The 19,852-nt window shown below is 38.5% G+C and carries 20 protein-coding genes; 8 read left to right on the forward strand and 12 right to left on the reverse strand.

What is annotated here, in order from left to right; all coding sequences use genetic code 11:
- Positions 1–143: 143 nt before the first annotated feature.
- The 3 genes from R2Q78_RS14025 to R2Q78_RS14035 are packed head-to-tail and all read right to left on the reverse strand — an operon-like array spanning position 144 to position 2,013.
- The gene (locus R2Q78_RS14025) at positions 144–926 is read right to left on the reverse strand and encodes an ABC transporter permease (protein WP_316792937.1); all 783 of its coding nucleotides are present in this window, start codon (positions 924–926) and stop codon (positions 144–146) included.
- A gap of 1 nt (position 927) precedes the next feature.
- Positions 928–1,836 (reverse strand): ABC transporter ATP-binding protein, encoded by a 909-nt coding sequence (locus tag R2Q78_RS14030; protein WP_316792938.1) that lies wholly within the window; start codon positions 1,834–1,836, stop codon positions 928–930.
- A gap of 3 nt (positions 1,837–1,839) precedes the next feature.
- Positions 1,840–2,013, reverse strand: coding sequence for a hypothetical protein (locus tag R2Q78_RS14035; protein ID WP_316792939.1), 174 nt, complete (start codon positions 2,011–2,013; stop codon positions 1,840–1,842).
- 276 nt (positions 2,014–2,289) lie between these two features.
- On the opposite strand from R2Q78_RS14035, the gene R2Q78_RS14040 reads away from it, so the two are divergent.
- Both R2Q78_RS14040 and R2Q78_RS14045 read left to right on the forward strand, forming a co-directional pair.
- Positions 2,290–3,318: a sensor histidine kinase gene (locus tag R2Q78_RS14040; protein ID WP_316792941.1), complete on the forward strand. Its 1,029-nt coding sequence runs from the start codon at positions 2,290–2,292 to the stop codon at positions 3,316–3,318.
- Entirely contained in the window at positions 3,315–4,064 is a 750-nt protein-coding gene (locus R2Q78_RS14045; RefSeq protein ID WP_316792943.1) for a LytTR family DNA-binding domain-containing protein, read from the forward strand. Before R2Q78_RS14040 ends, R2Q78_RS14045 begins: the two co-directional genes overlap by 4 nt.
- 1 nt (position 4,065) lies before the next feature.
- Here R2Q78_RS14045 and R2Q78_RS14050 read toward each other — a convergent pair whose 3' ends face one another.
- Genes R2Q78_RS14050 through R2Q78_RS14065 form a run of 4 tightly spaced genes read right to left on the reverse strand, consistent with a single transcriptional unit; the run spans position 4,066 to position 10,357 of the window.
- Entirely contained in the window at positions 4,066–4,812 is a 747-nt protein-coding gene (locus R2Q78_RS14050; RefSeq protein ID WP_316792945.1) for a lysophospholipid acyltransferase family protein, read from the reverse strand.
- 43 nt (positions 4,813–4,855) lie between these two features.
- A complete protein-coding gene (locus R2Q78_RS14055) occupies positions 4,856–5,410 on the reverse strand; it encodes an NUDIX hydrolase (protein ID WP_316792946.1) in 555 nt (184 codons plus the stop codon).
- 34 nt (positions 5,411–5,444) lie between these two features.
- Positions 5,445–7,838, reverse strand: coding sequence for a TonB-dependent receptor domain-containing protein (locus R2Q78_RS14060; protein WP_316792947.1), 2,394 nt, complete (start codon positions 7,836–7,838; stop codon positions 5,445–5,447).
- An 8-nt stretch (positions 7,839–7,846) separates the two neighbouring features.
- Positions 7,847–10,357: a TonB-dependent receptor domain-containing protein gene (locus R2Q78_RS14065; RefSeq protein ID WP_316792949.1), complete on the reverse strand. Its 2,511-nt coding sequence runs from the start codon at positions 10,355–10,357 to the stop codon at positions 7,847–7,849.
- Between the two features lie 72 nt (positions 10,358–10,429).
- Between R2Q78_RS14065 and R2Q78_RS14070 the strand changes: the two genes are divergently transcribed.
- On the forward strand, positions 10,430–11,029 hold the full coding sequence (locus tag R2Q78_RS14070; RefSeq protein WP_316792951.1) for a thioredoxin family protein: 600 nt from the start codon (positions 10,430–10,432) through the stop codon (positions 11,027–11,029).
- 14 nt (positions 11,030–11,043) lie between these two features.
- Here R2Q78_RS14070 and R2Q78_RS14075 read toward each other — a convergent pair whose 3' ends face one another.
- The gene (locus R2Q78_RS14075) at positions 11,044–11,325 is read right to left on the reverse strand and encodes an ATP-dependent Clp protease adaptor ClpS (RefSeq protein ID WP_136835944.1); all 282 of its coding nucleotides are present in this window, start codon (positions 11,323–11,325) and stop codon (positions 11,044–11,046) included.
- A 77-nt stretch (positions 11,326–11,402) separates the two neighbouring features.
- Between R2Q78_RS14075 and R2Q78_RS14080 the strand changes: the two genes are divergently transcribed.
- Complete coding sequence (locus R2Q78_RS14080) at positions 11,403–12,452, forward strand: beta-ketoacyl-ACP synthase III (RefSeq protein ID WP_316792953.1); 1,050 nt, start codon at positions 11,403–11,405, stop codon at positions 12,450–12,452.
- 5 nt (positions 12,453–12,457) lie between these two features.
- On the opposite strand, the gene R2Q78_RS14085 is transcribed toward R2Q78_RS14080, so the two are convergent.
- The 4 genes from R2Q78_RS14085 to dcd form a co-directional block, all read right to left on the reverse strand.
- A complete protein-coding gene (locus tag R2Q78_RS14085) occupies positions 12,458–13,333 on the reverse strand; it encodes an SDR family oxidoreductase (RefSeq protein WP_316792955.1) in 876 nt (291 codons plus the stop codon).
- Between the two features lie 2 nt (positions 13,334–13,335).
- On the reverse strand, positions 13,336–14,097 hold the full coding sequence (locus tag R2Q78_RS14090; RefSeq protein WP_316792957.1) for an enoyl-CoA hydratase/isomerase family protein: 762 nt from the start codon (positions 14,095–14,097) through the stop codon (positions 13,336–13,338).
- Positions 14,098–14,106: 9 nt separating this feature from the next.
- Positions 14,107–16,785 (reverse strand): TonB-dependent receptor plug domain-containing protein, encoded by a 2,679-nt coding sequence (locus tag R2Q78_RS14095; RefSeq protein ID WP_316792959.1) that lies wholly within the window; start codon positions 16,783–16,785, stop codon positions 14,107–14,109.
- An 85-nt stretch (positions 16,786–16,870) separates the two neighbouring features.
- Positions 16,871–17,407 (reverse strand): dCTP deaminase, encoded by a 537-nt coding sequence (gene dcd / locus R2Q78_RS14100; RefSeq protein ID WP_316792961.1) that lies wholly within the window; start codon positions 17,405–17,407, stop codon positions 16,871–16,873.
- A 151-nt stretch (positions 17,408–17,558) separates the two neighbouring features.
- Between dcd and R2Q78_RS14105 the strand changes: the two genes are divergently transcribed.
- The 4 genes from R2Q78_RS14105 (at position 17,559) to R2Q78_RS14120 (ending at position 19,840) form a co-directional block, all read left to right on the forward strand.
- A complete protein-coding gene (locus tag R2Q78_RS14105) occupies positions 17,559–18,200 on the forward strand; it encodes a 4'-phosphopantetheinyl transferase family protein (RefSeq protein ID WP_316792963.1) in 642 nt (213 codons plus the stop codon).
- 26 nt (positions 18,201–18,226) lie between these two features.
- Entirely contained in the window at positions 18,227–18,922 is a 696-nt protein-coding gene (gene lipB, locus R2Q78_RS14110) for a lipoyl(octanoyl) transferase LipB (protein ID WP_316792965.1), read from the forward strand.
- Between the two features lie 87 nt (positions 18,923–19,009).
- Positions 19,010–19,498 carry a DUF5684 domain-containing protein gene (locus R2Q78_RS14115; RefSeq protein ID WP_316792966.1) on the forward strand — a complete coding sequence of 163 codons (489 nt, stop codon included), beginning with the start codon at positions 19,010–19,012 and terminating at the stop codon, positions 19,496–19,498.
- Positions 19,499–19,507: 9 nt separating this feature from the next.
- Entirely contained in the window at positions 19,508–19,840 is a 333-nt protein-coding gene (locus R2Q78_RS14120; RefSeq protein WP_316792968.1) for a DUF2752 domain-containing protein, read from the forward strand.
- The last annotated feature ends 12 nt before the right edge of the window (positions 19,841–19,852 follow it).

Genomic DNA, 19,852 nt, shown 5'->3' on the forward strand with positions numbered 1-19,852 from the left:
TAGTATAAACTTAAAACTAAAATATTAGTTTTCAAAATATTTCATTAGAAATTTTATTCACGTGGTATTTACCAAAGTGATGTATAAAAGAAAAGGCGGATGTAAATCCGCCATTCCTTACTATTAAACTAAAACTAAACTTACTATTTGATGCTTTTTCTAGCTACAATGAAGTAACCCAATATGAAAAAGATAGTGGCATATATAAGGCTGCTGTATATTTCCTGTGTGAAGAATGCCTGTGGCTCTTTCCCTTTTGCAGCAGTCAGCACCATGACAGGATGGCTATATGGTATTAAATATGCATATTCCCAGCCTTTAGTTGCTGTAATTATACCTGCTATGATCCCAATGAAACCTATACCCATGGGTTTTAAAAAGTCACTCCATATTAAACTAGCTATAAATTGCAAGGAGAGAATGCCAAGGGAGGAGATAAACAACTTCAAATATACTTTTGAGAGCATTTCCAAAGGATTAAATTCATTGAAGTTATAGCTTTTGACCAGCAGATGCAGCAAGTTTCCAGAGAGATAGGTAAGCAGAACAAATAGAGATAGACATATAAATATCAGCAAAACTGCATAAAGATACTTTGCTGCATATATGGAAAATTTATTTAGAGGTTGGGCAAACAGCGTTTTCCATGTGTCATTCTTATGTTCGATGTTATTTACTGAAAAGGCCATGAAGATCACATAAAAAGGCAGTATTAGCATACCCATGACACCTAGTGCAGAGCCGCTGTACATCATCCACAAGGCCTCTGCAGGATAGTGAACTTTAGACATTCTCGCCGACTGACTGAAAAAGCCGAAAGCGATCAATGAACAAATCAGTAATGGAAGTAAAATGGAGGCCCAAAAGGCCAGTGTTTTTCTGGATTTGTAAAATTCAGATTTCAGAGATATAAATAGAGCGTGCATATTAGTTGTTTTTTGTGATGTCCAAAAATAAATGTTCAAGGTCTTTTCTAACCTGATATATACTCGAGACAATGAAACCATTTTGAACCAGAAGCGTATTTATTTTTCCACTTTCATCAGCCGATTTATACATTAAGCTTATTTTCTTTTCTTCAATTGTATTGACCTCAAATCCATTTGTTTTTAGGAATTCCGATGCTCCGACAATATCTGATACTTCAATTTCTATAGTTGGCTTGCTTAGATCATGAAGTTCTGTAATTGTTCCCTGGAATAGCAGCTTGCCCTTGTTGATAATTCCAACATGGGTGGCGATTCTTTCGATTTCACTCAACAGGTGACTAGAAACAAGGATGGTTTTACCGTGTTTACCCGCCAGTTCAATCATCAGGTTACGAATTTCTATAATTCCATTCGGATCAAGACCATTGGTCGGCTCATCAAGCAATAACAATTCAGGATCAGATAGTAATGCCAGACTGATACCAAGACGCTGCTTCATTCCAAGAGAATATTTACCAGCCTTTTTATCTGCAGCTTCTGTGAGCCCAACTAAAGCCAGCATATCATCAGCCTTTTCTTTATTGATGCCTAGTAAAATACATCTGTTTATCAGGTTTTCCTTTCCTGACATGTGCGCATATATGGCCGGTTGTTCTACCAGGGCACCAAGTCTCTTCAGACTTTTAATTCTATTGCTGTTGAGTTCTTTTCCAAATAGATAAACAGTATCCTTTGGGGATTTTAATAGGTTTAAGAGGATTTTTATTGATGTTGTTTTTCCCGCGCCATTAGGTCCAAGAAATCCATATATACTTCCCTTTTGAACTTTTAGAGATAGATTATCGACCACCTTTTGCTGACCAAAATAGTGATTTAGTCCACGCGTTTCAATTACCAGTTCGCTCATCTATTATTTAGAAAAAGGATTACTTACTTTTATAACATTTGTATTTGATGCTGAAGACTTTACAGTCATTTCTTCATCCTGGCTATTGTTGCTGGTTTTTGCCAGTGTTAACAGCATCATAATAAATACTGGTACTAAAAGAAGTAGAAATGGCGATACGTTTGTTAACTTTTTCATAGTTGTTCGTTTTTCGAGTGTTTTACTGTTTTTGCTCTCAGGAGCTTGTTACGCTCGGTTTGATGAAACAAATAGAATGATAAATAAAAGGCTGTTAAAATGTTTTAGACCAAGTTCAAATAATTCTAGATAAACGCCTTAAAAGCATAGTTTAGTGATTAATTGGGTTATTTGGGGATTTGGTAGAAAAAAAAAGGCTGTTCGTCGAAACGAATTAACTAAAACCGTTAGATTGCGTTATTTTGGAACAATGGAATTTTTGTCAACAGGCATATAATGAAGAGTAAAAAATCTTTAATAATACACTTGGTTTTTTGGTTAGTAACGCTTATTGTTCCAATAATAGGAGCTATTAATAATGATCTGGGGTCGTATGAAATCACCGTAAAATATGGATATTTTGCAATCATTAACTTGTCCATTTTTTATATTAACTATACACTGCTGATTCCAATGCTGATTCAGCAGAAAAAAAGATACGGGCTATATATGCTTGCTATTGTTCTTGTAATAGTAATCATGGCGATTATTAAGACATTTTTGGCGGCTGTGTATAGTAATATCATATTGTCACATCACGTGGCAGCTTCAAATGTGCCATTTTATGAGGAGCTTGGGACATTTGCCGTTCAGGCTATATTTACTTCCGGATTTTTTATTGTAGTAAGTGCTTTGCTTAAGTTTGCGATAGATTGGGTGGGGAACGAAAAAGTTCAAAAGAACCTCGTTAGTGAAAAAAGAGAAATGGAATTACAATTTCTAAAATCGCAACTGAACCCTCATTTTTTGTTTAATTCATTAAATAACATTTATTCTCTTGCATATCAAAAATCAGATAAAACTGCGGATGCAATATTAAAACTCTCAGAAATCATGCGATATATGATCTATGAAAGTAATGACAGCTGGGTTGCGTTGAGCAAAGAAATAGATTACGTTCAAAGTTTCATTGAACTGCAAAAATTGAGATTTAAAGATGGGGCTTCCGTAGAGATGACTTTGCAGGGGGAAATTGATGACCAGCGTATAGTCCCGCTTATTCTGATTTCATTTGTAGAAAATGCATTTAAACATGGTATTGCCAATGATCCTGAAAATCCAATTAAGATCAACATTATCGCAAATCAGAAAATCCTTCATTTCAGCATTACCAACAAAAAGAATACATATAATAAGGATGAAATGGGAGGCGTGGGATTAAATAATGTCGAACGGAGATTACAATTACTTTATCCGGATAGGTATAAATTAAATATTGTAAATTCGGCTACCCATTACACCAGTGAGTTAATGCTTGACATATGATAAAGTTAAAATGTATTGCGGTAGATGATGAGCCGCTGGCACTAGATATTATAGAAGATTATGTTTCTAAGGTGCCTTTTTTGGAATTGGTAAAAAGAACAGAAAATGCTATTGAAGCCCTTCAAATGGTGCAGGCTGGTGGCATAGATCTAGTTTTTCTTGATGTTCAGATGCCTGAACTTACAGGAATACAGTTTCTTAAAATAGCCAATGGAAAGGCAAATTATATCCTAACAACCGCTTACTCTCAATATGCGCTTGAAAGTTATGACCTGAATGTGTCAGATTATTTATTGAAGCCGATTGCGTTTGACCGATTCTATAAAGCAGTTGAAAAAGTACATAATCAGGCGAAGTCAGCTGAACCTGTTTCTCCTCCTCAGCCGCTTCTGACATCAGCACCTTTTTCCATTATCGCCAATCCGATCCAGGATTTTATCTTTGTGAAAACTGAGCATAAGATTCAAAAGATTGAGCTTGATGACATACTTTATATAGAAGGTTTAAAAGACTATATTTCCATATACACGAAGTCAGAACGCATCATTACGCTTCAGAATATGAAGAAGATGGAAGAAACATTGCCGCAGGGGCAGTTCATCAGGGTACATAAATCTTACATCATTTCTCTTGATAAAATAGAGAGTATTGAACGCAGCAGGATCTCAATATGTGGTAAAGTAATACCAATAGGAGATACTTACAGGGACGAATTCTTTAAGCACATTGACAATAAGAATATTTAGTTTAATCCGTTAATGCCTGATTCAGCTTAAGTCTTATCGCATTCTCGGCTTCTGCGGTAACTTCTTCAGGTTTTTTTCCTGCCGGCTCTATCGGCTCTAAAACAGTCCAGCGGAGCCTTTCTCCAAAGCTTAAAGGGTATTTGCCATATTGTACCAGTTTCCACGAGTTTTCTATTGCGATAGGTACTACCAGCGCATCAGGTACTACCTTTAAAAGTGTAGCCATGCCACCTACCTGAAAGGTTTTTAGTTTCCCATCTTTTGATCTTGTGCCTTCCGGGAAAATCATCGTTGACCATGTATTCTCTTTCATTCTCCTCCCTAGCTTTATGATTTCTGATACCGCCTGTTTGCTGTCCTTGCGATCTATGTTTGCCCCGCCGCCGTATTTGAGATTGAAAGAAATGGAAGGGATTCCTTTAGTCAGCTCTATTTTAGAAATGAATTTAACATGGTATTTTCTCAGAAACCAAATGAGCGCAGGTATATCATACATGCTTTGATGGTTGGCTACAAAAATTATGGAACGGTTTGTCGGGATGTCAAATTTGTTATTAAATGATACCGAAGCACCTAAAAAGAGATCGCAATAAGTGAGGAAGAAATTGAGTATATCCACAGAAACCTTATGTGCTTTATAACCAAATACCTTATAGCATATCCATTGAACAGGCTGGAAAATGACCAGCGTAAGGAAGAAAAAAAGATAAAAAATAGGGCTAAATATATAGCCTAAAAACTTGTTCATAGTTGATCAGTAAAAGCCATTACAATATTAAAGATATTTTGAATTACAACGCTCCCTCAAGTAATAGAATTTTCGCTTTTAAGATTGAAGCTACGCTCATGCTGTCTGTTATCTGTCCATTCATCACCATTTGATAAGCCTCTTCAAAAGGTATTTTCCGCAATATGAGCTGTTCGGTTTCTTCAGGCTCGGCGATTCCTTCTTTCAACCCTTTAGCGATATAAATAATTGCGAGTTCATTGCTTACAGAATTTGAAAGGTGCATTCTCTGAATCTCAGTCCATTCAGTGGCCGTAAGTCCCGTTTCTTCCAGGAGTTCTCTTTTGGCACTTTCCAGTGGATCGTCGTTTAAAGGACCACCACCTTCAGGTATCTCCCAGCTATAGGCTTTTAAAGGAAACCTGTACTGGCCGATCAACCAGGTATTCATGTCATCATCCAGAGGCAAAATTCCAATTGCATAGTTTTTAAAGTGAACCTCACCATAAATGCCTTTCCCTCCGGAAGGATTGATTACCTGGTGTTCAGTTAAGCCTATCCAGTTGTTCTCGTAAATTTTATGGCTTTCTATTGTGATCCAGGGGTTGATATCTTCCATAGCGACCAATATACAAATTCTGTTTTCAAAATTATTATGGCTTCACCGGTGGGGGTGGGACAGGTTTTGTTTTACTTACTTTAGTAAATCTGTAGTTAAGACTCAGCGTCACATTACTCGTATTGCTGGTGTAGTAGTTTTCCGATCGGAAGTTGATCCCTTCATTGACAGAAGAATTACTGCTCCTGCCGAATGGATCGCTTATGCTGATCCGCGCATTCAACTTGTTTTTAAGGAATACCTTTCTGGCTCCCATCCATGTAGTAATAGACCCCTTGTTTCTGCCTTGGGCGGAAATATTGTTATAATAATTTACGTTTCCCTCAAAGGCGGTTTTGAAAGGTAACTCCATCGATAACCCAATGCGTCCGCGAAGGTTTTTACCTTTTCTGTTTAGTGCACTGTTTCTGTCGGATTTATAGGTTGCCTCACTAAAACTAAAATTGGCATTCGTGGAGATGGTCTTGTGCGGACGGTAATTACCTATAAGGAATAAACTGTATTCAGTATTGGAGCCAACATTATCAAAGGTTGTTTCTGAAACCCCTGTCTGGTCGACAAACCGATATCTTTCTATCACAGCTTTTCGGGTAGAGTAGGCCAACTTTGGAATAAACGACCATAGCTTACCGTAGACATTAAAGCTGATGTCCATTTGATGTGTTAATTCAGGTAATAGATTTGGATTTCCGTAGTTGATGTTAAGCGGATCTGTGTTGTTGACTTGCGGATTCAACGAATTTTCTCTCGGCCTGTTGACACGCACGCTATAAGAAGCCCCGATATTGTATCTTTTTCTAAAATTTCTATTGATTGAAAAACTTGGAAACACGCTAAGATAGGGGTCAATTGTATAACTCTCGCCCGACGACAAGTCGAAATCAACTTTCGTCAGCTCGGCTCTCAGACCCGCCTTGGCACCCCAGTTTTTGCCTCTTAAATTATAAGTTGCGTATCCTGCAAAGATGTCCTCTTTGTACAAAAACTCGTTACTAAGATTTTCATTAACTACATATTGGCCTGTATTAAAATCAAAACTTTGAATCAATTGATCGTTATTGTTATTACGGAAATTGTACATAAGACCAAGCTCAATGTGATCTCTTTTTTTGAATACAGGCCGGTCATAATCTAATTTAAAACTCAGTCCATTATTGGTGATGCCATTTCTATTCTCTTGTAGTCTGGAGCTCCGGTTTGCGGGTGTATAAGTTGTATTTTGTAGTCTGCCGTTGAAATTATTGTTGTCATTATAAGTAAATCCTGCGGATAATTTCCCACCGGTAGTATCGGTCTGTATATCGTAGTCAGCATCAAAAACGAAGGTATGGCCTGTCCGTTCCCCGGTTGTATTCTGATTTCTCAAACTACTTTCAATAAGGTCTTCATCCAAATAATGATTATATGCTCCAGATCTGTTGTTGTTGACGTTGTTATTGTAGTTTGTGGATACATGCAGATTTTGCTTCTTGGTGATATCCCAATCAAAATTTACTCTATAATTGCCACCATCACCTGAGTCGCGGTTGTCATTAAAATTATTATAGTAAAAAGTCGTATCTGCAAAAAAGTTTTCCCGGTAGTTCTCATTTGTGTTCTTGCGGATGTTATATCGGTAAGAAGCTCCGCCATTAATAGAATAAGTCTTGCTTTTATACGACGCATTGGTGTTGACACTGGTATTTCCTTCTAATCCAACAGAAGCTCCGGCATTTCCTCCAAGGCCTATTTTGAAGTTCTTTTTCATCACTATATTGATAATCCCTTCGCCATCGCCGGAATACTTTGCCGGCGGGTTGGTCATGACTTCAACTTTTTCAATAGCATCCGATGGTAAGACACTCAATAAGTCGGCAATGTTTGATGTCATGTAATCCGAAGGTTTTCCGTCGATGAAAATCCGTGTATTTCTTTTTCCGGAAATTGAAGCATTCCCATCCAGATCTACTTCCACCATTGGTACATTTTTTAAGATATCAGAGGCAGTGCTTCCTTCAGATAGGATAGACGATTCCACATTGTAGGTCATCATATCCGCTGCGTACTGAATCAGGGGCTTTTCGGCATTTATAGTTATTTCATTCAAGCTGGTTTGATCTGCAACCAGCTTTAAGGTGCCTAGCCTTTTCTCATATTCTTTTTCTGTGAGAATGATGTCGGCTATAACCAATGGGCTAAAACCGACATAGCTGACTTTTAATGAATAGCTTCCATGCTTTAATGAACTGATCTTAAACAAGCCATCTTCATCTGTAGGTACTGTTATCAGTGGCTGCTGTGTTCCGGCGATATATAGCGAAACTACAGCCGCAGGTACTGGTAAAGCGCCTACTTGTTCGACAACCTTACCTGATATTATACCTTTATCGGCTGCATAAGTATGCAGAGTAAAGAATACTAGCCAAGATATAATGATCAAGCGTTTCATAAGTATTGTTAGAATGACTCTTCATCAGAGCGCATTTCCTGATCTGGTTTTTTACTTTTCTTAAAGTTGAAATCATTTTTGCCGAAGCGATAAGAGAAGGTCAGATTGGCCATAGTGCCCTGCATTCTTCTCCTGAAATCGATAATGGTATTGTTCGCTTCAGTAGTCATGCTCCATTGGCGCGTATTAAATACGTCTCTTACATTAAGGCTTAGGGATGATTTTTTGTTTTTAAAATCATATTTTGCCCCGGCATCAACAGCATACATTGCATTTCTTTTTCCCTGAGCCATCACCTCTGGAGCCCGATAATCGCCTTTTAATTGCATTGTAATATTGTAAGGAAGTACAAAATTGTTGGTCAGGTTTGCATTCCAGCTGAAGCCCGAGTTTTCCAGTATACCGTAAGAAGGCACGCCTTTAATTTTACTTTGATATAAATTTACATTCGCAGTGAAATTCCAGGCCTTGCTAACATCTACCCTGCCTATAAACTCCATTCCGCTGTTGAGCTGACTCGTTAAATTCTGAGGAGTACTGATGGTAATTCCATTTTCGTCTGGATCTGTTCTTACACGCTGTATTACATCATTCGTCTGACGTATATAGACACTTGAAGTAAATGTTATTTTAGACCAGAATTTCATATAACTCAGTTCGAAAGCATGAACATCCTCAGGTTTCAGATTCGGATTTCCCTGGCGATAGTTTAACGGGTCTGAAACATCTAAGAAAGGGTTGGTATCCCAGCCTCTTGGTCTGTTTACACGTCTGCTATAGTTTAATTGAACCTGTTGCTCCCCCTTAAATTTTTGTGTTAAGAAGATACTAGGATATAATCTTGTGTATTCTACCTTACCTGGACTATATTGTAAGCCCGATGATGTATACATGCCTAGACGCGTATCCAAAGTGGCATCTTCAGCCCTTAGGCCAAATTGATATCCAAAATCTTTTATCTGATTCTGATAGTTTACATACAATGCATGGACTTGGTCTTTACTGTTAAACTCATTGGTCAGTGAGTAGTTTACCTCGTATTCACCTGTGAGGTTACTGAATCGATCTGAGTAAGTACTATTCTCGGCAAATTTAATCTGGCTGCGGTATCCGGCTTCAATTTTTCCGGCTTTACCTACAGGAAGTGTATAATCTGTTTGTATGTTGTAATTCCTGTTAAGTCCATTTCCATCGTTGCGCTGAATATCAGGAAGAGTTCCTACGGCATTGCCACCTATGTTATAAATATTGGTGTTATAGATCTGATAATTGTCGTTTGTGCCCTCAGAGAAGCTAAAATTAAAGGTGAGTTCTTCCTTTGGCTTATTGAATTTTTGTGTAAAATCCAGATTCAAATCATAACTGCCACCAGAACCAAGGTTTGAGTTGTCACGATTGCTAAGCTCTAAAGGAGAATTTTGGTTGTTGAACTTGTCGATCTTCAGAAACTCATTTCTGTCATTGTCTCTGTTGTTAAATCCTGCAGTAAAGCTCAATATACTTTTATCAGTTACATAATAATCTATCCCTGCTTTTACATTATGCCCTTTTTCCAAAGATTTTGAATCCGTATTCTGATTTGCGTAGGCAGTAGCAAAAGCACTGTTTAAATAGGTGATATTGTTATATCCTCCACCTAATCTATTTCCATATCTGTAGCTGTAATTTCCATAGATATTTATTTTTTTGTTCTGGAAACTTAAATTCGTGCTTGCATTGTAGTTATTTTGATTGCCACCAGTTAAGGCAACAGATCCGTTAAATCCTAATTTTTTATTCTTTTTCAAGACGATATTAATGATGCCTGATTGTCCTTCTGCATCATATTTTGCTGAAGGATTGGTGATCAGCTCAACGCTCTCAATTGAACTCGCAGGTAGAGACTGAAGAATTTGGGCGACATTTCCTCCCGCTATTAAGGATGGTTTTCCATCAATAAGTACCTTCACCCCGGTTGAACCGCGCAAGCTAACATTCCCATCTATATCTGTCTGAACTGAAGGTACATTTTGAAGGAGGTCAGAAGCGGAACCGCCTTCGCTTACCAGACTCTGATCTACCGAAAAAACTTTTTTATCTATGCCCAATTGCATCGAACTTTTTTGGGCAGTAATTGCTACTTCATTCAATACAGTTCCTTTGGCCGTTTTCATTTTGATTGTGCCAAGGTTAATCGTCTTAGCAATATCAGAAATAGATACAGAGTCTCTTACCATAGTTTGATAACCCACATAGCTTATTTTAAAAGTAAAAACCCCATTAGGTATCCCTGCTATTACTAAATTACCATCTGCGTCAGTTTGCGCTCCTTTTACAACGGCTTTCGTTTTTCTGTTGATTACAATTGCTGTAGCATAGGGTACACTTTCATTATTTTGCGCGTCAATTACCTTGGCAGTAATTTTACCGTCTCCTGTAGTCTGTGCATTAAGTTTTACAGAAACAATACAAATAGCAATTGTTAAAAGCAGTACTTTGCACACATAATTCTTCATTGGGGATCTTTCTTTTTTCATCATTTATATAAGAGGGACAAAGAAACGGCGAGGAAGTTTAAAAAAATAGGGAGTAACTATTTTATTACAGCAATTATGATTAACTATAGTAATATTTTTGATAACGACGGCATAAGCTACGCTGCTTACAGGGATTTAATAAACAAACTTTTAAGTGAGGGCAAGACCACAGGTCCGGACGACTCAGAAGCAATGCTTCACTATACAAAAATGAATGTACAGCGGATGAGCAGGGTGGATAAAACGATTGAATTACAAGACTCATTGATCCATATCCTTACCGGGGTTCAAAATAAATACCTTTTTTTAGTTATATCTGAAGGCTGGTGCGGTGATGCAGCGCAAATTGTCCCTGTTTTTAATAAGATAGCCACTGATTTCTCTGAGAAATTTGATCTGAAATTTGTTTTAAGGGATAAAAACTTGCCACTGATAGATGCCCATCTTACAAATGGCGGCAGAGCTATTCCTGTACTTCTTATTTTGAATGAAGCAGGTACGCTGCTGGATAGCTGGGGACCAAGACCTGCTGTACTTCAGGGATTATTGGCTCAATGGAAAAAAGAAACAACTGACATGATGGAAATTGCAGAAAAACTTCACGGTTGGTACGCTAAAGATAAAACTTATACCACTCAAGAAGAATTGACAAAGCTATTTGGGAAATTGGAATAAAGGTTCTCCCTTAGTTAATCGACAGAAACAGTCAGGCCTTCCTGTTGCAGAATTTTACGGTAAACTTCCATTTCAGTAAATGAGCCTTCTAAAACGGCACACTTACCTTTGTTGTGCACCTCCCATGCTATTTTTTCTGCCTGATGTTCTGAATAGTCAAGGTATTTCATCATGCAATGTATTACGTGGTCAAAAGTATTTACATCATCATTCCAAAGGATTAAGCGATGAACTGTTTTTAATGAGGTAAGGATTTCTTCTAATGTAAATGTTTCTTCTTTTGTTTCTGTGGACATAATACAAAAATAAGCTAATTTCAAAATAATGTTGCAGTTAAAGTTATTTTTGCTTAAAATTAATACAAACTCCAAATATGATGCAGCGTTCAAAGATTGCCGGTATCGGTTATTATGTCCCTAAAAATATTTATACAAATAATGATCTGTCCCGTTTCATGGATACGAATGATGAATGGATACAGGAACGTACCGGAATTAAAGAGCGCAGGTTTGCCGACCGTCTTGAAGAAACGACGACAACAATGGGGATAGAGGCTGCTAAAATTGCCATTGAACGTGCGGGTATTACCGCACAAGATGTAGATTTTATCATTTTCGCAACGCTAAGTCCAGATTATTACTTTCCTGGTTGCGGCGTGTTACTGCAAAGGGAAATGAAAATGAAAGAAATTGGCGCGCTGGATATCAGGAACCAATGCTCAGGATTTGTATATGCCTTATCGGTCGCAGATCAGTTCATTAAAACCGGAATGTATAAGAACATCCTGGTGGTAGGAAGCGAGAAACATTCCTTTGCTATGGATTTTGAAACAAGGAGCCGGAATGTATCTGTTATATTCGGAGATGGGGCAGGGGCAGTAGTCCTTCAGCCAACGGATAAGGAAAGCCAGGGCATATTAAGTACCCACTTGCATAGCGATGGCGCTGATGCAGAAATCCTCGCTATGTTTTATCCGGGATCAAACGCTAACAAATGGCTCAAAGACAAACCGGGATACCCTGATCAGGAGCTCGGGGGGCTGTTTTTAACAACAGAGCAACTAGAGAGCGGTGCTGCTCTCCCCTATATGGATGGCCCGGCGGTATTTAAAAAAGCTGTTGTTAAGTTTCCGGAAGTTATAAAAGAAGCGCTAAATGCGAATAATTTAAAGCCCGAAGATATAGATCTTCTTGTGCCACATCAGGCAAATTTAAGAATAAGCCAATATGTGCAGCAATTATTGGCCTTGCCAGATGAAAAGGTATTCAATAATATCCAAAAATACGGTAATACTACGGCTGCGTCCGTTCCAATAGCCTTATGCGAGGCCTGGGAAGCAGGAAAGATCAAAGATGGAGATCTGGTTTGTCTTGCAGCATTCGGATCAGGGTTTACCTGGGCGAGTGCATTGATCAGGTGGTAAAAAAATCAGCTTCCTTTTGCTGATCTTGTCATCTGTTCAAAAGCATCCCACATCTCATTTGGTATCGCTTCAAGTCCATTAAATTGACCAGCGCCCTGCAACCATTCACCACCGTCAATGCTAATGACTTCACCATTGATGTAACCCGCGAAATCACTGATGAGAAATGCGGCCAGGTTTGCAAGCTCCTGATGATCACCTACACGTTTCAAAGGGACCCGATTTTTGAAATCAAACTTTTCAGCAAGATCCCCTGGTAATAACCTTTCCCAGGCACCTTTTGTTGGAAATGGTCCTGGTGCTATGGCATTTGTTCGAATACCATATTTACCCCATTCCACGGCCAGGGAGCGCGTCATTGCCAATACCCCGCCTTTGGCGCAGGCAGAGGGTACTACATAAGCAGATCCTGTAAAAGCATAAGTTGTCACAATGTTTAAAACACTTGCAGCCTGTTTTTCCTTGATCCAATGTTTACCGAATGCAAGTGTACAGTTTACCGAACCTTTCAAAACAATATCAATAACAGCGGAGAAAGCATTGGCAGATAAACGTTCTGTTGGGGAAATGAAATTCCCTGCCGCATTGTTAATTAATCCATCAACCTTCCCAAACACCTTTATGCTTTCTGTCAAGACATTTTCTACCTGTTCGTATTCTCTCACATCGCAGCCTACAGCCAGCACCTTCCCTCCGGTTTCTTTTTCCATTTCTGTGGCTGTCTTTTGAAGCACATCAACCTTGCGACTTGTGATGACTAAATTTGCACCCAACTTTAGGAAGTAGGTCCCCATGGCTTTGCCCAAGCCTGTTCCTCCACCTGTAATTACTATGGTTTTTCCTTTTAATGCATCGTCTCTTAACATCGGTTGATTGTACATGGCTATTTTTTTTGAAGGTTGTCTATTATTGTTTTTAGGATACTTCGCGTCGAGGGAGACCACCACTGTTTAAGCATAGCTTCCAGTGATTCACTTTGATCTGCACTGGCGGTTGCGATAAGATTCTTTCTGATGTTTAGTTTACTTTGTTCCCATGTGTTTCGTTCCATGGCCATATACTTCCTGATTTTTCTTTCTGCTGCGGTAAGTATACTCGCCGGATTTACAATTTCATCCACTAAACCAATCTGATGGGCCTCTTCAGGACTGAATAGTTTCCCTTCTAACAGGCTTCTTGAAGCATGAGCTTGTCCGATCCAAAATGAATACAATTGGAATATACTGTTAGGTACTATAATTCCTACAGGGACTTCATTTAATCCAATGATATACTTTCCTTCAGACATTATCCTGTAGTCACACGCAAGAGCAATTACACATCCTCCCGCAGGGCTATGTCCGTTTACGGCAGCAACGATGGGTTTTTTAAATGAGATGATACTTGCCACAAAATCTAAAAATAGATTCCAGAATGATTTCACCTCCTCTTCTCCGTAATTATAAAGTTCTATCAGGTCCAATCCCGCCGAGAAGAAATGTTCCTTTCCTGTGATGATTACCCCTGCTATATTTTGATCAGTTGAAATGTTTTTCAACATATCGTTCAATTCTGTAATCATCTCGGCATTGAGGGCATTAGATTTACCTCTGTCAAGCGTGATAATGGCTAAATGATCCTTTACGCTAACTTTAATTGTATTCATTGTTATTCCTTATTTTACTTCATATGTATATACAGATCTGGCCAGATTTCCAGCCATATCTATCCCTTCAACAACAACACGGTAGGTGCCTGATTCATTTGAATTATAGAAACTGAATTGTCCTTTGCCGCTTTCATTGGTTGAAATGTGCGGAGCCCAATAGATCGTCGTCCTTGAATCAGTTGCACTGTTTGGAACGTCATATTTAGGTGAATAGAATTGACGTGGAATAGAATAGCCTTTAGGGGAGTAAGTAATGATTCCAGGAACAAATGTAGACGCACTGGAGAATCCACCACCTCTCTTAGTGGTAATAACCAATACTCCACCTCCGCCGTTCGAACCATAAATAGCGGTGTTGCCTATAGATTTAAGGACCTCTATGCCTTCAACGTCTGTTACATTGATGTTATCCAGCGTTTCAGGTTCTATTTGCATACCATCTAATGTAATATGCATAGGTGTATTTCCATTTCTCATGAGGTAAGGTATTCCATTTCTGAAAATAAGCCCGGCTACCCTTCCCATCAGACACTGAGAGATTGTGGTACAATTCTGAAGCTGCTCTGCAGTTATGACTGCATCTGCATTTCTGCTAAGATTAGAAGAATTTTTAACGACGTCTTTCTTCTCTACAATGCTAACCTCTTTCAAAGTAATGGTCTTCTCCAGTAACCCGCGTTTGGTCAGTTCATCAAAAAAGCTGCTGCTTTTTCTTAAATAGCCGGATAGTGCTTCATTTACATTGATTTCAATATCTCCGTTGTTTTTGCTCTTTGTGATGATTTGTCCATCAGTTACATCAAGCTTAATGTCTACATGTTTTTTGTCTTTGGCATTTCGAGCCTGGACAATGAACTTGGTGCTGTCGTTGAAACTCATCGGTTCAAAACTAAAGCGACCCTGCTCATCTGTTAACGTGTCTGTCGCAAAAAACCCGCCGGATGATGAAAACAAAGATATTTTGCCTTTTGGCACTGGTTTTCCTCCATAAGTGGTAAGGATACCGCTAATTTTTAATGCCTTTTCAGGCTGATATCTAATTATTGGGGCGAGGTCATTGATCACATTTTTCCAGATAAACCGTCTCCAGCCCTGAGTTAGTAAAAGGTTGTCCAGGTCTTGCTGTGTTTTTGAATCCGAGTTCAGAAAGTAGTAATTAGGCTTTTCTACATATCCAACGATATCTGACGTCAGCAAAAGTGAAGTGAAGATATTTGTTTCATTTTCTTCATCTGGTTTAACTGAGGCCGTGTTTGTAACAGAAACAGAAAAACTCCCCTGTACAGGTTTGTCCGCAACAGCAGCTTGAATATCAATATCTACCTTTTCCTTTCTCTGATAGGTAGTTTTTGAAGATGATATACTGGTTTTTATATTGTCGTCGGGGTTCTTTATAAAAACCAGCCTTTCACATAAAGGCGTATTGTCTCCTGAAAATAAAGTGAGTTGAATGATTCCTGATGGTAAATCTTTTTTGGGGATATTGGTAATAAAGATTTGTTTTGACGAAGATGTTTTGGAAACAAAATAAACATTTCCATTATGCTGGGCAACCAGTTTTAATTCACTGGTACCAACCAGATTTTCGCTTAGTAAAACCTTGGCTGTTAAATTATCAGATGAATTGTTTGTTGTCAGGATATATCCGCTTGGAAGAGATTTAGGTAAGTTAATTGTCTTTTCCGAGCCATCTTTGAACTTGACCTTCGCTGTGTAAACTTTTCCGGGTTGTGGGTTGACGATTAAACTACCCATGCCCAGATGCTGCGTGCCAAATGTATTGATTTCGGTACCGTCGTTATCCACAACAGTCCCAGTGATGTCTTCACCAAGGCCAGAAGCATTGGTTGCTTTAATGCCTATTTTATTTGGTAGATTTTCTACCAGATTTCCGCTCTCGGGAAAGAATTGTACATCAACAGCATTAGAAGTGGCCTTTACAGGAATATTTTTAATAACCTTTTTGTTTTCCGGGAGGTAAATTGTCGTAACAATCTTCCCTGATTTATAAATTGAAGGTTGGGTATTCAGAAAACTAATGTTGATTTCTCCCTGCTCATTGGTGGTCGCTTTTCCTTTTGCCTGATTCCTGAAGTTTAATTCTACTTCATAGCTCACGTCTTTTTGCACATAAGGATTGCCATCCTTATCCGAAAACCTGATTTTGGCGTCAATCTTTTCCGTTTGGTTTTGTTTGCTAAAACTGTAGTTGGTATTTGTGAAAACACTATTCGCCCAGGAATTGCCAATTTTTATTGTTTTATCGAAAAAGAACTCAGTACCCATGTTTCTCATCCATTGGGTATAAGCCCTTATCCTGTAGTTACCCTCAGATAAAGTATCAGGCAACTTAAAATCCCCCCAGGTCAGGCCCGCGATAACTGGAAGCCTTACTTGTTTTTTCAGCGAATCTTTTTCATTGATGAGTTCAACATACAGTATGCCGCTTAAGTCCGATGGTTTCGAAGTTTGTGCATTGATGATGTAGGCTTTAAACCAGATGTCATCGCCAATAGCATAATAAGGCTTGTCTAAATGCAGGTGTACTTTCTCCTGAGGATTCTTCTCATTGTAAACTTCCAGCTTTTTTAAAAGCGCAGTGAAAGGATCATCGTCGGCAGTATAAGCGAGAATCGTAAAAAATGCAAAAATGGATAAAAGTGGTAACGCTATTCGAAGTTTCATGAGTAATAAGCATTAGCAAAAATAATGCCTCAATATAGTAATATTGAGGCATTAAATCAATTAAAAACTTAGTTACAAATCGCGTTTAAAATTTGTTTTTCCACATCATACTTTCCACAGGTTTAGTGGTTTTGTTGTTGTATTTTGCGTTGTTCTTTGTATTATACATCGTTTGAATATCACCTTCTACGGTGAAATAAATCAGTTGGCCAATTGGCATGCCGGCATAAATTCTAACTGGCTGAGCACAAGATATCTCTAAAGTCCAGGTATTGCAAAATCCAACATCTCCTTTGCCTGCAGTTGCATGGATATCTATTCCTAGTCTTCCCGTACTTGATTTCCCTTCTAAAAATGGGATATGCGCATGAGTTTCTGTATACTCTAACGTAACGCCAAGGTAGAGTGTCCCGGGGTGCAAAACATAACCTTCTTTAGGGATCTCAAAATGATCAATTTTATTGTGGGCTTTGGCATCCAGTATCCTGTCTTTGTAAGTAGCCAGGTACTTGCCCAAATGAACATCGTATGAATTTGTGCCCAGGCATTCTGCTTTAAAAGGTTCAATAATTATTGTTCCCTTTTCTATTTCTTCAAGAATTCGTTTGTCGGACAGTATCATTTTCTCATTAAATGTGAATGTTTTTCATTGGCTGCGAAGCTTGCAAAGCTAATTTATCAATGTCTTTCAACGGTAAGTTTTGCAGCAATCTAGCATTTGGACGAAATTATGATTAATTTAAGATACTTTTGCATAGTTTTCTAAAATAGACATGCCCGTAGTTTTTAATAAAAAAATTGACGATGATACCATACTGGCGGTATGGAAAATCGAAGAAACTGAAGAACAACTGATATCAGGCCTGCAGTTGAAACAGCATGAGCTGGATTTTATTTCTTCCTTAAACAATGGGAAGCGCCTATTGCATTGGTTAAGCACCAGAGTGTTATTGAGAACTATGCTAAACACCGCTGAATATATCGATTGCAGGATGGATGAGCATGGTAAGCCTTATTTGCCGGATCTTGATTATCACATTTCGCTGAGCCATTCTTATGACTACGCCTCAGTGATCATTGGCAAAGTCAAAAAAGTCGGAGTGGATATCGAATTGATTAAACATAAAATCAAGAGTATCAGACATAAATTCCTTTCAGATTCGGAACTGGCACAAAAGCAAATAGGAGATAACATCAATGGGCTTTATATCTGCTGGTGTGCAAAAGAAGCAATCTATAAATGGAATGGACGTAAAGGACTTGAGTTTAAACAGGATATCCATATTAAACCATTCAAATTAAAGGATAGCGGGAGCTTAAATGCTTTAGTAGATCTGCCTGAAGGAACACAGGAGCTTACCGTAAATTATTTTAAAACCAACGATGGCTATATGCTGGGCTATGTAGTCGGCTAAACAGGATAGTTAATCCAATTGTCAAAATGAACAAAAAAGTCGAATTTATAGATTGGGGGCTAAGGGACTATCAGGTTGCCTGGAACAATCAGGAAACAATATTTGATCGTACAGTAGCTGTAAAAACACAAAATAGAACCAACAATACCCATTTGGATACCCCCAATTATCTTGTGTTTTGCGAGCACCCGCATGTCTATACGCTTGGTAAGAGCGGACATCCTGAGAATCTGCTGCTGAATGAGGCAGAACTTAAAGCAAAAAATGCCACCTATTACAAAATCAACAGGGGAGGAGACATCACTTATCACGGTCCCGGACAGATTGTAGGCTACCCCATTCTGGATCTGGATAATTTTTTTACAGACATACACCTTTACCTGCGCACATTAGAAGAAGCGATTATCCTTACTTTAAAAGATTATGGAATAGAATCTGGCAGATATCCCGGCTTTACCGGGGTGTGGCTGGATGCAGACAATGACAAAGCCCGCAAAATATGCGCTATGGGTGTAAGATGTAGCCGTTGGGTTACCATGCATGGTTTTGCATTTAATGTTAACGCTGATCTGGATTATTTCAAAAATATCGTCCCTTGCGGAATTGATGATAAGGCAGTGACCTCAATGCAAAGCGAATTAGGGTACGCGTTGGATATAAATGAGGTAAAAGAAAAATTGAAAAACCACATTGCAGATCTTTTCCAAATGGAACTGATTTAACCAGATGTTAATCTAAAAAATACATCGATAGATTTTGATTTTTTGCTGCAAATATTATCTTTACAGTAAATTAAAACTCAAATACCTATGGAAAACAACGATTATTCTGCTGTTGGTGCAGGAATTGGCGCCGGAATGGTGATCCTTTACCTTATTTTTTTAGTCCTCTATGTAGGCGGAATGTGGAAAACATTTGTCAAAGCGGGAAAACCTGGATGGGCTGCTATTATTCCCATTTATAATCTAATTGTGCTTCTTGAAATCGTGGGAAAGCCGATGATATGGATACTTTGGTTAATTATACCATGCGTCAATATTGTTTTTGCTGTATGGCTCATAAATTTGCTTAGCAAAAGCTTCGGTAAAACTGAAGGATTCACAGTTGGTCTAATCTTATTGCCATTTGTTTTCTATCCGATTCTGGGTTTTGGAGATTCCAGGTATTTAGGCCCATCTGCTGCGGAAGCTCAAAATGGATTTAATAATTTTAATAACCCCAATAATCCATTTGGTAATAACAATCCTTTTGGAACGAATGATCCGTTCAACAAACCTCCAACCACACCGGGGGTATAATTGCTAACATTGAATTTATATATTTTATCCGCATGGTCTTCATTTCTGGACCGTGCGGATATTTTTTTTATACCCTGTCCTTTTAAATATCTCACAGGAATTGATTGCCCTGGATGCGGTTTTCAGCGATCACTTCTATTACTGCTCAAGGGACAGTGGAAAGAAAGTCTGGAAATGTACGCGCCTACCATCCCGATATTGCTTACTGTTATTATTGTCCTTACAACCAGGTATATCTTTAAAATGAGAAATGATAAACTGATCAGGATCCTTTATCTTTTTACCGGATCTGTAATTCTCGTCAGCTATGCTTTTAAAATGCTGATCCCTCATGGTCACTGATTACATTACCCG

The sequence above is a fragment of the Pedobacter frigoris genome, from assembly GCF_032678645.1.
Taxonomy (GTDB): Bacteria; Bacteroidota; Bacteroidia; order Sphingobacteriales; family Sphingobacteriaceae; genus Pedobacter; species Pedobacter frigoris_A.

What these genes read in the sequence shown, in the direction of transcription:
- R2Q78_RS14025 (WP_316792937.1), bottom strand. Translation starts at nt 926, where the DNA reads ATGCACGCTCTATTTATATCTCTGAAATCTGAATTTTACAAATCCAGA.
- R2Q78_RS14060 (WP_316792947.1), bottom strand. Translation starts at nt 7,838, where the DNA reads ATGAAACGCTTGATCATTATATCTTGGCTAGTATTCTTTACTCTGCAT.
- R2Q78_RS14030 (WP_316792938.1), bottom strand. Translation starts at nt 1,836, where the DNA reads ATGAGCGAACTGGTAATTGAAACGCGTGGACTAAATCACTATTTTGGT.
- R2Q78_RS14070 (WP_316792951.1), top strand. Translation starts at nt 10,430, where the DNA reads ATGATTAACTATAGTAATATTTTTGATAACGACGGCATAAGCTACGCT.
- R2Q78_RS14085 (WP_316792955.1), bottom strand. Translation starts at nt 13,333, where the DNA reads ATGTACAATCAACCGATGTTAAGAGACGATGCATTAAAAGGAAAAACC.
- R2Q78_RS14075 (WP_136835944.1), bottom strand. Translation starts at nt 11,325, where the DNA reads ATGTCCACAGAAACAAAAGAAGAAACATTTACATTAGAAGAAATCCTT.
- dcd (WP_316792961.1), bottom strand. Translation starts at nt 17,407, where the DNA reads ATGATACTGTCCGACAAACGAATTCTTGAAGAAATAGAAAAGGGAACA.
- R2Q78_RS14065 (WP_316792949.1), bottom strand. Translation starts at nt 10,357, where the DNA reads ATGATGAAAAAAGAAAGATCCCCAATGAAGAATTATGTGTGCAAAGTA.
- lipB (WP_316792965.1), top strand. Translation starts at nt 18,227, where the DNA reads ATGAACAAAAAAGTCGAATTTATAGATTGGGGGCTAAGGGACTATCAG.
- R2Q78_RS14095 (WP_316792959.1), bottom strand. Translation starts at nt 16,785, where the DNA reads ATGAAACTTCGAATAGCGTTACCACTTTTATCCATTTTTGCATTTTTT.
- R2Q78_RS14050 (WP_316792945.1), bottom strand. Translation starts at nt 4,812, where the DNA reads ATGAACAAGTTTTTAGGCTATATATTTAGCCCTATTTTTTATCTTTTT.
- R2Q78_RS14040 (WP_316792941.1), top strand. Translation starts at nt 2,290, where the DNA reads ATGAAGAGTAAAAAATCTTTAATAATACACTTGGTTTTTTGGTTAGTA.
- R2Q78_RS14035 (WP_316792939.1), bottom strand. Translation starts at nt 2,013, where the DNA reads ATGAAAAAGTTAACAAACGTATCGCCATTTCTACTTCTTTTAGTACCA.
- R2Q78_RS14090 (WP_316792957.1), bottom strand. Translation starts at nt 14,097, where the DNA reads ATGAATACAATTAAAGTTAGCGTAAAGGATCATTTAGCCATTATCACG.
- R2Q78_RS14055 (WP_316792946.1), bottom strand. Translation starts at nt 5,410, where the DNA reads ATGGAAGATATCAACCCCTGGATCACAATAGAAAGCCATAAAATTTAC.
- R2Q78_RS14115 (WP_316792966.1), top strand. Translation starts at nt 19,010, where the DNA reads ATGGAAAACAACGATTATTCTGCTGTTGGTGCAGGAATTGGCGCCGGA.
- R2Q78_RS14105 (WP_316792963.1), top strand. Translation starts at nt 17,559, where the DNA reads ATGCCCGTAGTTTTTAATAAAAAAATTGACGATGATACCATACTGGCG.
- R2Q78_RS14080 (WP_316792953.1), top strand. Translation starts at nt 11,403, where the DNA reads ATGATGCAGCGTTCAAAGATTGCCGGTATCGGTTATTATGTCCCTAAA.
- R2Q78_RS14045 (WP_316792943.1), top strand. Translation starts at nt 3,315, where the DNA reads ATGATAAAGTTAAAATGTATTGCGGTAGATGATGAGCCGCTGGCACTA.